Origin of the sequence: Microbacterium sp. HA-8, from assembly GCF_046111165.1 — a bacterium.
Lineage (GTDB): Bacteria > Actinomycetota > Actinomycetes > Actinomycetales > Microbacteriaceae > Microbacterium.
Window position 1 is genome coordinate 2,643,388 of the sequence record NZ_CP162025.1, and the last position, 12,539, is coordinate 2,655,926.

Sequence of the window (12,539 nt, forward strand, 5' to 3'; positions counted from 1 at the left end):
CGCATCCCGCCCCACCCGAAGGGAACTGAGATGAGCACCACCGTCATCGTGCCGACCTACAACGAATCCCCCAACGTCGCGGAACTGGTCCGGCGTCTCGGCGCGGCTCTGCCGCCCGACGGCTCCGAGATCCTCTTCGTCGACGACTCCTCCGACGACACCCCTGCCGCCATCCGCGCAAGCGCCGCCTGGAGCGAGGTGCCCGTGCGCCTGATCCATCGCGACGCACCCGTCGGCGGTCTCAGCGGCGCGGTCGTCGAGGGCATCCGGGCCTCGGCCGGAGACTGGTGCGTCGTCATGGACGGCGACCTGCAGCATCCGCCCGAGCTCGTGCCCGTGCTGCTGGAGACCGGGGCCGGCACCGGCGCCGATGTCGTCGTCGCTTCCCGTCACGTGGGCGACGGCAGCAACGCCGGTCTCTCGGGCGTGGGACGCAAGGTCGTCTCGAACGCGTCGATCGCCCTCACGCGGGCGATGTTCCCCTCGCGGCTGCGCAACTGCACCGACCCCATGACGGGCTTCTTCGCGCTGCGGCGTGCGGCGATCGAGATCGACACGCTGCGTCCGCAGGGTTTCAAGATCCTCCTCGAGATCCTGGCCCGGCAGCGCCTGCGCGTCGTCGAGGAGCCCTTCATCTTCGGTGCCCGCTTCGCCGGCGAATCCAAAGCCGACTTCCGGCAGGGTCTGCGTTTCGTCCAGCAGCTCGCGGCGCTGCGCTTCGGACGGATGTCGCGCTTCGGCCTCATCGGCGCGGTGGGCGCCGTCGCGAACCTCGCCATCATGGCGGGGCTCATCGCGGTGGGCGTCGACTACCTCGTCGCCGCGGTCATCGCCGCGGTGATCACGATCGTCGGCAACTTCTTCCTGCAGGAGGCGTTCGTCTTCCACGACCTGCGCGCCGAGGGCCGGCACCTCGCTCACCGCTTCGCCCAGTCGGTGGGCTTCAACGCTCTCGAGGCGCTGGCACGGCTGCCCCTCCTCTACCTGATCGTGCAGTTCACCCCGATACCGAGCGTGCTCGCCCAGGCGGTCACGCTCGTCGTCGCATTCATCGTGCGCTACGTCTACCACGCGCGGATTGTCTATCGCCCGCGCCGGACCACCCCGATCAGCCCGCTGCTCGCGGGGGCGAAGCCCGTCGCGGCCGCTCTCGAACGCCCGTCGGGCTCCGCCGCTCCGGCGGCCTGAGACCCCGGTGGGAGCGAGTGGCAACCCCACGCCACCCAAGGCTCGCTCCCACCGGCACATCTTCCGACGAGGGCGGGTGGCGCTCCCCCCGCCTCCCATGGCCCGCCCTCGTCGGGGGTCCTCTTCGCAGGGGACGAGAAAGGGCGGGAGCCGCACGGCCCCCGCCCTTCACTCATGCATCGATCAGACGCGCGGCTTCTCCACCATCTCGGTGGTCTCGATCTCGTCGCCGATCCGGATGTCGTTGTACTTGCCGAGGCCGATGCCGGCTTCGTAGTCCGTCCGCACCTCGGTGACGTCGTCCTTGAACCGGCGCAGCGACTCGATGGCCAGCCCGTCGGCGATCACGACGCCCTCGCGGATCACGCGCGCCTTCGCGTTGCGCGTGATGGTGCCGCTGCGGACGATGACACCGGCGATGTTGCCGAACTTCGAGGAGCGGAACACCTCGCGGATCTCGGCCACACCCGACTGCACCTCTTCGAACTCCGGCTTGAGCATGCCCTTGAGGGACTGCTCGACGTCGTCGATCGCGTTGTAGATGACCGAGTAGAACCGGATGTCCACACCCTCACGGGCGGCACGCTCACGCGCCTTGGTGTCGGGTCGGACGTTGAAGCCGATGATGATCGCGTTGTCGATCGTCGCCAGGTTCACGTCGGATTCGGTCACCGCACCCACACCGCGGTGGATGATGCGCAGCTGCACCGAGTCGTCGACCTCGATCTTGAGCAGCGACTCCTCGAGCGCCTCGACGGCACCCGAGACGTCGCCCTTGATGATGAGGTTGAGCGACTCGACCTTGCCCTCCTGCAGAGCGCGGGTGAAGTCCTCGAGCGAGATGCGCTTGCGCGCCTTGGCCAGGGCCGCGTTGCGCTCGGCGGCCTCACGCTTCTCGGCGATCTGGCGGGCGAGGCGATCCTCTTCGGTCACGATGAACGTGTCACCGGCGCGCGGCACGGAGTTCAGACCCTGCACCTGGACGGGGCGCGAGGGCGCCGCCTCGGTGACGGCGTCGCCGTTCTCATCGACCATGGCGCGCACGCGCCCGTAGGCCGTCCCGGCCACGATCGCATCGCCCACCCGGAGCGTTCCGGACTGGATGAGCACCGTGGCCACCGAGCCGCGACCCTTGTCGAGCTTGGCTTCGATCGCGACACCGCGCGCGGCCTTGTTGGGGTTGGCCGTGAGGTCGAGCCCGGCATCGGCCGTCAGCAGCACCGCGTCCAGGAGCTCCTGGATGTTGGTGCCCGCGCGCGCCGACACGTCGACGAACATGACGTCTCCGCCGTACTCCTCGGCAACGAGTCCGTACTCCGTGAGCTGCTGGCGCACCTTGGCCGGGTTGGCGTCGGGCTTGTCGACCTTGTTGACCGCGACGACGATCGGGACGCCGGCGGCCTGGGCGTGGTTGAGCGCCTCGACCGTCTGGGGCATGATGCCGTCGTCCGCCGCGACCACGAGGATCGCGATGTCGGTCACCTGCGCACCACGGGCGCGCATGGCGGTGAACGCCTCGTGACCCGGGGTGTCGATGAAGGTGATCGCGCGCTCGATGCCCTCGTGCTCGGTCCAGACCTGGTACGCACCGATGTGCTGCGTGATGCCGCCGGCCTCGCCCGCGACGACGTTGGCGTTGCGGATCGCGTCGAGAAGTCGCGTCTTACCGTGGTCGACGTGACCCATGACGGTGACCACCGGCGGCCGGATCTCGAGGTCCTCCTCGTTCTCCGCCTCAAGCTCGGCCTCGAGGTCGAGACCGAAGCTCTCGAGGAGCTCCTTGTCTTCGTCCTCGGGCGAGACCATCTGGATCTTGTAGCCGAGCTCGGCACCGAGCACCTCGAAGGTGGCCTCGTCGAGCGATTCTGTGGCCGTCGCCATCTCACCCAGGTTGAACAGGATGGTGACGAGCGTGCCGGGCTGCACCGTGTAACCGGTGATGTTCTCGATCTTGTCGGCGAAGTCCGAGATCGACGCGCCGCGGCGCATCCGGATGATCTGTCCGTTGCCGCGCTGGACGTTGATGCCGCCGACGGTCGGGGCATCCCTCATCTCGAATTCCTGGCGCTTCGCCCTGCGCGACTTGCGCTGCTTGGACTTGCCGCCGCCCTTGCCGAACGCGCCGGCCGTGCCGCCGCCGGGTCCGCGACCACGACCGCCGCCTCCTCCGGGACGACCGGCGAAACCGCCGCCCGCGGGGGCACCGGGGCGACCGGCGAAGCCGCCGCCGCCCGCGCCGCCGGGGCGACCGGGACCACCCGGGCGCTGCTGGAAGGGCGCGCCGCCGGGACGAGCGCCACCGGCACGACCCGGGGCGCCGGGACGCGGAGCACCGGGACGGGGAGCGCCGGGGCGCGGGGCCTGCGGGCGCGGGATGTTGCCGGGCGTCGGGCGCTGGCCCATGCCCTGCGCGCTGGCGAAGGGGTTGTTGCCGGGACGCGGCCCGGCCGGGCGCTGACCCATCCCCTGCGCGCTGGCGAAGGGGTTGTTGCCGGGGCGCGGAGCGCCACCGGGACGCGGGGGCGTCGGTGTGGGCCCACCCGGTTTGGGCGCCGCGGTGTCGGCGGCGGGCGCGGGCGCCGCGGGCGTCTCGGCAACGGGGGCCGCCGGTGCCGGCGCAGAAGGCGCCGCGGGCGCGGGGGCCGGCGCGGCGGGCGCCGGCGCGGGGCTCGCCGCAGGAGCGGCAGGGCGCGACGGAGCGGCCGGGCGCGACGGAGCCGCGGGGCGCGCCGGCCCGGGTCGACCGGCCGGTCGTGCGGGGGCGCTCGACTGAGCGGGCTCAGCCGGCTTGGCCGCGCCTTCGGCCGCGAGGGCCTGACGCAGCTTGCGAGCCACGGGGGGCTCGATGGTCGACGAGGGGCTCTTGACGAACTCGCCGAGTTCTTTCAGCTTGGCCAGAGCGACCTTGCTGTCGACGCCGAGTTCGGAAGCGATCTCGTGCACGCGTGGTTTGGCAGCCACAAATTCTCCTGTCTGGGTCCACCCAGGCAGGGCAGACCGTTATCCGCGGACGGGTCTCATTTCGAGCCGTTCACTTTGTTTCCATAGCCGTTCAGCCGTTTCTCGATGGTCTGCGTGTCAAGCGAGCCTGACGCGCGCAATGCCCGGACGAATGCGCGACGCCGCAGGGCGGCATCCACGCACTTCTGCGTGTCGTGCACCCACGCGCCTCGTCCCGGGAGAACCGCGCGCTCATCGGGGACGAGCGCACCGGAATCCACCACGACACGAAGCAGGGAGGACCGGGGAGCACGCGTGCGGCAACCGACGCACGTTCGTACAGGCACCATGTTACACCTCCGGGCCGGCAGCACCGCCTCCGACGATCAGTCGCCCTCGAGCACGCTGTCGGGCTGGATGTCGATCTTGGCGCCCGTGAGCTTGGCCGCCAGTCGCGCGTTCTGGCCCTCTTTGCCGATGGCGAGCGAGAGCTGGTAGTCGGGCACGAGGGCGCGCACGGCCTTGGTCGAGGCGTCGAGGATGAAGCTCGAGGTCACCTTCGCGGGCGAGAGCGCGTTGGCGACGAACGCCGCAAGCTCGGGGTCGTAGTCGACGATGTCGATCTTCTCGCCGCCGAGTTCTTCGGTCACCGCGCGCACCCGGCGACCGAGCTCGCCGATGCAGGCGCCCTTCGCGTTGATCGCGGGATCGTTCGCCTTGACCGCGATCTTGGACCGGTGGCCCGACTCGCGCGCGAGCGACACGATCTCGACCAGCCCCGCGGCGATCTCGGGGACCTCGAGGGCGAACAGCTTTCGCACGAGGCCGGGATGCGTACGCGACACCGTGATGGAGGGACCCTTGGTGCCCTTGGACACCGAGGTGACGTAGACGCGCAGGCGCGAGCCGTGCGTGTAGGACTCGCCGGGGACCTGCTCCTCGGGCGGGAGGATCGCCTCGATGGTGCCGAGATCCACATGGATCATGCGCGGATTGGGCCCCTGCTGGACCACGCCCGCGACGATGTCGCCCTCTTTGCCGCGGAACTCCCCGAGCACCGCGTCGTCGGCGATGTCGCGCAGTCGTTGGCTGATGACCTGCTTGGCGGCGAAGGCCGCGATGCGACCGAATCCGTCGGTCACCGCTTCTTCTTCGCCGATGACCGCGCCCTCGTCGTCGGTCACGGCGATGAAGACGCCGACGTGTCCGTTCTTGCGGTCGAGTTCGACACGAGCCCCCTCGGGCACCTCGCCCGAGGGCGACGTGTGCTTGCCGTAGGCGGTCAGGATCGCCTGCTCGATGATCCGCACGAGTTCGTCGAAGGGAATCTCCTTCTCACGCTCGATCGTGCGCAGCAGCCCGAGATCGATGTCCACGGGGACCTCCCTATTCAGCTCTCACCCGGCGTCGTGCGCTCGGGCATCCCCCCTACGTTACCGGATGGCGCGACCGACGCTGCTGTGAGGATGCTGGTCATGGCGGGCGCCGACCGACATACTGTGCGCATGGATGAGGATGCGATCAACGCCTGGCTGCTGACCTGGGGCGACAACCTGTGGACCTGGATCATCGTGCCGGTGGTCGTGGTGCTGGGGCTCTACTTCACCGCGCGCTCGGGGGTGGTGCAGTTGCGCCTCGTCCCCGAGATGTTCCGCACCCTCACCGACAAGACTCCGCGCACCACCACCGGCGAGCCTCAGTCGGTGTCCGCGTTCCAGGCGTTCACGATCTCGGCCGCGTCGCGGGTGGGCGTGGGCAACATCGCCGGCGTAGGCACCGCCATCGCCGTCGGAGGCCCGGGCGCGGTGTTCTGGATGTGGCTGATGGCCTTCATCGGCGGCGCCTCGAGCTTCATCGAGTCCTCCCTGGCGCAGCTGTTCAAGGTGCGCGACAAGGACGGCTTCCGCGGCGGTCCCGCCTACTACATGCAGCGCGGTCTGAAAGCTCGCTGGCTGGGCATCTGGTTCGCGATCATCCTCATCGTCTGCTTCCCGTTCGCGTTCTCGTCGCTGCAGGCCAACACGATCGCCGCCACGGTGTCGGGCAGCCTCGGCGAGGGCGTCGCGGCCTGGGTGCCATGGGTCGTGGGCATCGGCGTCGCGCTGCTCACCGCTCTCGTCGTCTTCGGCGGAGTTCGTCGCATCGCCTCCGTCACCCAGGCACTCGTCCCCTCCATGGCGCTGCTCTACCTGCTTCTCGGGCTGCTCGTGGTCGGCTTCCACGTCGATCAGATCCCCGTCGTGTTCGCCCAGATCTTCACACAGGCGTGGGGATTCAACGAGGTCGTCGGCGCCGCCTTCGGCTACATCGTGCTGACGGGCATCAAGCGCGGCATGTTCTCGAACGAGGCGGGCCTGGGCTCGGCGCCCAACGCGGGCGCCAGCGCCGCCGTCACCCATCCCGTCAAGCAGGGCCTCGTGCAGACGCTCGGCGTCTACTTCGACACGTTCCTCGTCTGCTCGATCACGGCGTTCATCATCCTCGTGTCGGTACCCGATCTGGCCGGCGCCACCCGGGGCATCGGATTGACCCAGGGTGCGCTGGTGTCGACCCTCGGTGACTGGTCCAACATCGCCCTCAGCATCATCATCTTCCTGCTGGCGTTCTCGTCGATCCTCGGCAACTACTACTACGGCGAGTCGAACATCGAATTCATCACCTCGAGCCGCGCCGCACTGACGGGCTACCGGATCCTCGCCGTCGTCGCCGTGCTCGCCGGGTCCGTGGTCACCGCCGACCTCGTCTGGAATTTTGCCGACGGGGTCATGGGGCTGATGGCCCTGACGAACCTCATCGCCATCGCCCTGCTGTCGGGCTTGTCCTTCCGCCTCCTCAAGGACTACACCCGCCAGCGCCGCGAGGGCCGGGACCCGGTCTTCACCCGGGCCCTCATGCCGGATGTCGGGGGCATCGAATGCTGGGAGGACGAGCTCTCGGTCACGGGTCCGATCGATGTCGTCACCAAGAAGCGGCAGTCCGAGAAGCACCGCGATCACCTGCACGGCGCCCCGCGGCCATGATGCGTCCCGGCCGTAGGCTGACCGGATGCACATCGCCGCCCCGAAGCGCGTCGCGCGCGAGGCGACCGACACGACGTGGTTTCGCCGCCTCGCCCGCTGCGGGTACGCCGCCGCCGGCCTCGTGCACGCTCTGATCGGGATGCTGGCGATCATCGTCGCGACCGGCGGCGATGTGGCGAGCGACCAGACCGGGGCGATGCGGGCGATCGCCGAGGTGCCCTTCGGCTTTGCACTCCTGTGGGCGATCGCGGGCGCGCTCGGTGCGCTCGCGCTGTGGAAGGTCGCCGAGGGCGTACTGGTCCGCGGTGATCACACCGTGCAGAGATGGGGGCGCCGCATCGGGCAGTGGGGTCAGGGCGTGGTCTTCGCCGCCCTCGGCGGGATCGCGGCGGCGATCGCCCTGGGCGCCCGCCTCAGCAGCGAGCGTGCGGCCGAGCAGCTCAGCCGGGGCGCGCTCCAGGTGCCGGGCGGTGTCTTCGTGCTCGTGGCGGTCGGGATCGGCGTCGGCATCACGGGCGTGTCCTTCGTCTGGATGGGGGTCCGGCGCAGCTACCGCTCGCAGGTCTCGGTTCCGGATGGCGCTGTCGGCCATCTCGTCGATGTCCTGGGCATCACGGGGTTCATCGCGAAAGGAGTGGCTCTCGTCGCGGTCGCGGTGCTGCTCCTCGTGGCGGGAGTGCGCAACGAGGCCGGCTCGGCGGGCGCGCTGGATGGCGCCCTGCACGCGCTGCTGCAGCTGACTCTGGGTCCGATGCTGGTCGCACTGATCGGTGCGGGCTTCATCGCCTACGCCGTCTTCTGCGTGTTCCGCGCCCGATACGCCCGACTCTGGCCGCGGTCGCCTAGCCTCGGATCATGAGCCAGGACGCGTCCGACACCGCGGAGAAAGCCGCCCGGAAGGCAGCATCCCACCCCGCCTTTCGCATGCTGGCGCGCGCCGGGTACGCCGCGAACGGCGTGGTGCACATCCTCATCGGTGCGATCGTGCTGGCGATCGCGGCGGGCGGCAGCGGCGAGTCCGACCAGTCGGGCGCCTTCACCGCCATCGCCGAGGCCCCGCTGGGGTTCGTCGTGCTCTGGGTGCTCGTGGCCGGCCTGGTCGCCCTCGGGCTCTGGTACGTGGTCGAGGGCGTGCTCGCCGACGGAGACGATGTCCGTAAGCGGTGGGCGCGCCGCGTCGGCGAATGGGTCAAGGCCATCGTGTACATCGCACTGGGCGTGAGCGCGGCCACCGTCGCCCTCGGCGCCCGACCCGACGGCGACCAGAGCGCACAGAGCGCGAGCGGCGCGGTGCTGACGATGCCCGGCGGGCCCTTCATCCTCGGAATCGTCGGAGCCGCCATCGTCATCGTCGGCGGGGCGTTCGTCGTCAAGGGCGCGACGCGGAGCTTCCGCGAGAAGCTGACGATGCCGGGCGGAACCGCGGCCCGGGCCATCACCGCGCTCGGGGTGGTCGGCTACGTCGCCAAGGGCATCGCGCTGGTGATCGTCGGGATCCTCGTCATCACCGCGGCGGTGACGGTCGACCCCGGCGCGGCGGGCGGATTCGATGAGGCCATCTCCTCCCTCATCACCCTCCCGTTCGGTCCGTGGCTCGTCGCGGCGGTCGGTGCGGGGTTCATCGCCTACGGCATCTACTGCTTCTTCCGCGCCCGGTACGCGCGCCTCTGAATCACTCCGGGCAGTCGTTCGCCGCGATCGGCACCGGAATGCCATCGAACCGCGCCTGCGTCCAACGGATGATCGTCGGAAGAAGCGCCGACCCGGGCAGCATGACACCCGTGTGATCTGAGGGCTCCAGCACCCGCACCTGGAGCGCGGCGCCCTCCGCGCACCGCTGCGCGACATACGTCTCGTAGAGACGCGGCGGGATGACCTCGTCCTTCCCGCCCCAGGCCAGCAGCACGGGAGAGGGCCACGGCCCCACGGCGGCGTTCTGCGCGAGCCGCTCCCCCAGCGCGCCCGCGCCCAGGTCGGCGTCGTACAGCGGCCGATCGGCCGAGACGCCCAGCGCGGCGAGCACCGAGACGATCACACCCGGCTCGGTCGGGCAGCGCTGCGTCATCTCTCGCACGATCGAGCGTCCACCGGATGCGACGTAGTCGTCGACCACCACATCAGGGTAGGTGTCGGCGTACGGCACGAGCACCCACGAGATCAGCACCGACAGCATCGCGGAGTCCTGATCGCGAGCGAGCTCGTCCGCCAGCGCAAGGGGGTCGGCGGCCGGAGACAGGGCCACCGTGCCGAGCACGCGGAGCTCGGGAGCGTATTCCGGGGCGACCTGCGCCGTCCACAGGGCCGCGTGTCCGCCCTGCGAATGCCCCCAGGCGACGATGCCGGGCGAGAGCCACATGCCCGGCACATCCTCGGCCGCACGGACGGCGTCCAGAGCGGATCGCGCCTCGCCCTCGCCGATCAGGTACGGAAAGACTCCCGCCGCACCCTGTCCGGTGTAGTCCGTCGCCACCACCACCCACCCCCGCGCCAGCGCCTCGTCGACATCGGGTATCGCCCAGCGCGTCGCCGAGGCATCCGCCAGGCTCGGCGCGCATCCGCGCGCGACGCCCGTCGTGCCGTGATTCCAGACGATCACCGGCCGGGGTCCGGGCGGCATGTCGGCGGGCGAGATGACGAGTCCGCTCGCGACGGCCCGCCGGCCGAGAGAGTCGGTCGTGCTGTACAGGATGCGCCGCACCTCGGCATCCGCGGGGATGCGGCCGGTGTACGGCCCCTCGCGAAGAAGCGTGCCCGGAGGGCTCGGGGGCTCGTCGGGAGGATCGTAGAAGGCGTCGACGACGGGTGCGCCCTCGGCGAGCCAGGTGCTCACGCCCCAAGACCCCGCGGCGAGTCCCAGCAGCACGAGCGCGAGGACGTAGCGACCCGCCGCCGCCGCGACCCGGCCGCGCCGGTCACCCGGCGCGGTGCCGAGCCTTTCGGGCATCCCGCGGAACCGCCGTGCGGCCCGCCACGTCAGCCCCGCCCCCAGCACGATCGTGCGCAGCCCGAAGGCTACCGCGACCACGAGCAGGGTGACATCGGGCCAGAGCAGGGCGAGAAGCCCGAACACCACCTGCGCGATGCCCGACGCCCCGGCCAGCACGCGCTCGCTGATCCGCCCGCGGAAGAGACCCGCAAGCGCACTGACGCCGCCCACGACGAGGAGCACGGCGATCAGCTCCGGCAGCAGATCGAGATTGCGGCCGAGCCACACCAGGATCAGGCCACCGCCGGCGATCCAGAGCACCGCCATCGCGATCGACCAGCGCCGGGGCACGTCGCGCGGGACGACGACCTCCATCACACCCGAGGCGATCGCGCTCACACCGACGTAGATCGCGAGCACCCACAGCGAGGTCAGCGGCCGCGTGACGATGAACACGCCCAGCACCACGAGCGCGATGCCGACGACGATGCCCACCCATGCCGGCGCGGTGCCGACGAGCCCGCGCACACCGCCGCGGCGGCGCGCGGTCGCGCGGGGCGGGCGGTGATCGGTCACCCGCTCCATGCTAGATCGGGCATGCGCACGAGGCGCCCTTCGACAGGCTCAGGGCGCGGCGCGCGGTCAGCGGCGCGTTGCCGGCCAAGGCGTCGCGCGCGGTCAGGGCGGCGTGTGGTCAGGGCGTCAGTCGAGCGAGCGCATCATCGGCGGCAAGCGTCTCGCGCTCGCCGGTGCGACGGTCCCACAGCTCCACCTGTCCATCCGCCGCACCGCGCCCGACGATGAGGATCCGCGGCACGCCGATCAGCTCGGCGTCGCCGAACTTCACCCCGGGCGAGACCTTCGGCCGGTCATCGAACAGCACATCCAGTCCCGCGGTCTCGAGACGGGCGCTCACCGTCTCGGCAAGGTCGAAAGCGACAGCATCCCGACCCGTGGCGACGACGTGCACGTCGAAAGGCGCGACAGAGGCCGGCCAGACCAGCCCTCGCTCGTCGTTGTTCAGCTCCGCGATGTTCGCGAGGATGCGGGTGACGCCGATGCCGTACGAGCCCATCGTCACGGTGACGAGCTTGCCGTTCTCGTCGAGCACCTTCAGTCCCAGCGCCTCGGCGTACTTGCGCCCGAGCTGGAACACGTGCCCGATCTCCATTCCGCGGGCGAGCGTCACGGGGCCGGAACCGTCGGGGGCGGGATCGCCCTCGCGCACGGTCGCGACCTCGACGTATCCGTCGGCGCTGAAGTCACGGCCTGCGACGAGGGAGTGCACGTGCTTCTCGTGGGCGTTCGCCCCGGTGATCCAGGCCGTGCCGTCGACGACGCGCGGGTCCAGGACGTAGCGGATGCCGGTGGCCGATTCGCTGCCGAGCACCGCTCCCTGCGGCGACCACGGCCCGATGTAGCCCTTGACCAGCAGCGGGTGCCGCTCGAAGTCCTCGGGTGTCGCGGCCTCGACCGTCGCGGGCGCGAAGGCGACCTCGACGCGCTTGTCGTCCACGTCCCGGTCGCCGGGTAGCCCGACGACGACGAGCTCGCGGGTTCCGTCGAGGTGGGCGAGGGCGAGCACGACGTTCTTCAGCGTGTGCGCGGCGGTCCATCTTCCCTCGGCGGGCGCTTCGAGATGCGCGTTGGCGTGGTCGACGAGCGTGGCGATCGTCGGAGTGTCAGGCGAGTCGAAGACGACGGGCTCGGGCAGTCCGTCGAACGGGATCGCCTCGGGCGCGAGGGTCGTGAACGCCTCGACGTTGGCCGCGTAGCCGCCCTCGGAACGCACGAACGTGTCCTCTCCCACGGGTGTGGGGTGCAGGAACTCTTCGCTGCGCGAACCGCCCATGGCCCCGGCATCCGCCTGCACGATGACGTACTCGAGGCCCAACCGGGCGAAGATGCGCTCGTAAGCGTCGCGCTGCGCCTGATAGCTCGCGTCGAGCCCGGCGTCGGTGTAGTCGAAGGAGTAGGCGTCCTTCATCGTGAACTCGCGACCGCGCAAGAGACCGGCGCGGGGACGCGCTTCGTCGCGGTACTTGTCCTGGATCTGGTAGATCGACAGCGGCAGGTCCTTGTACGACGAGTACAGGTCCTTCACGAGCAGCGTGAAGACCTCTTCGTGCGTGGGGGCGAGCAGGTAATCGGCTCCCTTGCGGTCCTGCAGACGGAACAGCGCGTCGCCGTACTCCTCCCAGCGACCGGTCTGCTCGTAGGGCTCGCGCGGCAACAGCGCAGGAAAGTGCACCTCGTACGCCCCGGCGTTCGCCATCTCCTCGCGGATGATCGTCTCGATCTTGCCCTTGACCCGAAGACCCAGCGGCAGCCACGCGAAGATCCCCGGCGCCTGCCGCCGGATGTAGCCGGCGCGCACGAGCAGCCGGTGGCTCGTGGCCTCGGCGTCGGCGGGGTCGTCACGGAGCGTGCGGAGGAAATAGTGCGAGAGACGGGTGACCACGATC

Annotated in this window: 9 protein-coding genes; 4 read left to right on the forward strand and 5 right to left on the reverse strand. The window is 70.4% G+C overall.

The window, feature by feature from the left end; genetic code table 11:
* The first annotated feature begins 30 nt into the window (after positions 1-30).
* Positions 31-1,188 carry a glycosyltransferase gene (locus AB2L57_RS12630; RefSeq protein ID WP_409047247.1) on the forward strand — a complete coding sequence of 386 codons (1,158 nt, stop codon included), beginning with the start codon at positions 31-33 and terminating at the stop codon, positions 1,186-1,188.
* Positions 1,189-1,371: 183 nt separating this feature from the next.
* On the opposite strand, the gene infB is transcribed toward AB2L57_RS12630, so the two are convergent.
* From infB to nusA, 3 genes are read right to left on the reverse strand one after another with little or no spacing between them, the layout of a single operon-like run.
* A complete protein-coding gene (gene infB / locus AB2L57_RS12635; RefSeq protein ID WP_409047248.1) occupies positions 1,372-4,149 on the reverse strand; it encodes a translation initiation factor IF-2 in 2,778 nt (925 codons plus the stop codon).
* A gap of 56 nt (positions 4,150-4,205) precedes the next feature.
* Positions 4,206-4,478, reverse strand: a complete 273-nt coding sequence (locus AB2L57_RS12640; RefSeq protein ID WP_292814509.1) for a YlxR family protein — start codon at positions 4,476-4,478, stop codon at positions 4,206-4,208.
* 36 nt (positions 4,479-4,514) lie between these two features.
* A complete protein-coding gene (nusA, locus tag AB2L57_RS12645) occupies positions 4,515-5,504 on the reverse strand; it encodes a transcription termination factor NusA (protein WP_409047249.1) in 990 nt (329 codons plus the stop codon).
* 129 nt (positions 5,505-5,633) lie between these two features.
* Here nusA and AB2L57_RS12650 point away from each other — a divergent pair, with 129 nt between their 5' ends.
* The 3 genes from AB2L57_RS12650 to AB2L57_RS12660 are packed head-to-tail and all read left to right on the forward strand — an operon-like array spanning position 5,634 to position 8,819.
* Positions 5,634-7,148, forward strand: a complete 1,515-nt coding sequence (locus AB2L57_RS12650) for a sodium:alanine symporter family protein (protein WP_292814514.1) — start codon at positions 5,634-5,636, stop codon at positions 7,146-7,148.
* Positions 7,149-7,173: 25 nt separating this feature from the next.
* On the forward strand, positions 7,174-8,007 hold the full coding sequence (locus AB2L57_RS12655; protein WP_409047250.1) for a DUF1206 domain-containing protein: 834 nt from the start codon (positions 7,174-7,176) through the stop codon (positions 8,005-8,007).
* Positions 8,004-8,819: a DUF1206 domain-containing protein gene (locus AB2L57_RS12660; RefSeq protein ID WP_292815400.1), complete on the forward strand. Its 816-nt coding sequence runs from the start codon at positions 8,004-8,006 to the stop codon at positions 8,817-8,819. The genes AB2L57_RS12655 and AB2L57_RS12660 overlap by 4 nt, the downstream gene beginning before the upstream one ends.
* 1 nt (position 8,820) lies before the next feature.
* Here the strand turns inward: AB2L57_RS12660 and AB2L57_RS12665 are convergent, their stop codons facing one another.
* The gene (locus AB2L57_RS12665; protein WP_292815397.1) at positions 8,821-10,650 is read right to left on the reverse strand and encodes a lipase family protein; all 1,830 of its coding nucleotides are present in this window, start codon (positions 10,648-10,650) and stop codon (positions 8,821-8,823) included.
* A gap of 118 nt (positions 10,651-10,768) precedes the next feature.
* Positions 10,769-12,535, reverse strand: a complete 1,767-nt coding sequence (locus AB2L57_RS12670) for a proline--tRNA ligase (RefSeq protein ID WP_409047251.1) — start codon at positions 12,533-12,535, stop codon at positions 10,769-10,771.
* Between the last annotated feature and the right edge of the window lie 4 nt (positions 12,536-12,539).

What these genes read in the sequence shown, in the direction of transcription:
- AB2L57_RS12630 (WP_409047247.1), top strand. Translation starts at nt 31, where the DNA reads ATGAGCACCACCGTCATCGTGCCGACCTACAACGAATCCCCCAACGTC.
- AB2L57_RS12640 (WP_292814509.1), bottom strand. Translation starts at nt 4,478, where the DNA reads ATGGTGCCTGTACGAACGTGCGTCGGTTGCCGCACGCGTGCTCCCCGG.
- AB2L57_RS12650 (WP_292814514.1), top strand. Translation starts at nt 5,634, where the DNA reads ATGGATGAGGATGCGATCAACGCCTGGCTGCTGACCTGGGGCGACAAC.
- AB2L57_RS12655 (WP_409047250.1), top strand. Translation starts at nt 7,174, where the DNA reads ATGCACATCGCCGCCCCGAAGCGCGTCGCGCGCGAGGCGACCGACACG.
- AB2L57_RS12660 (WP_292815400.1), top strand. Translation starts at nt 8,004, where the DNA reads ATGAGCCAGGACGCGTCCGACACCGCGGAGAAAGCCGCCCGGAAGGCA.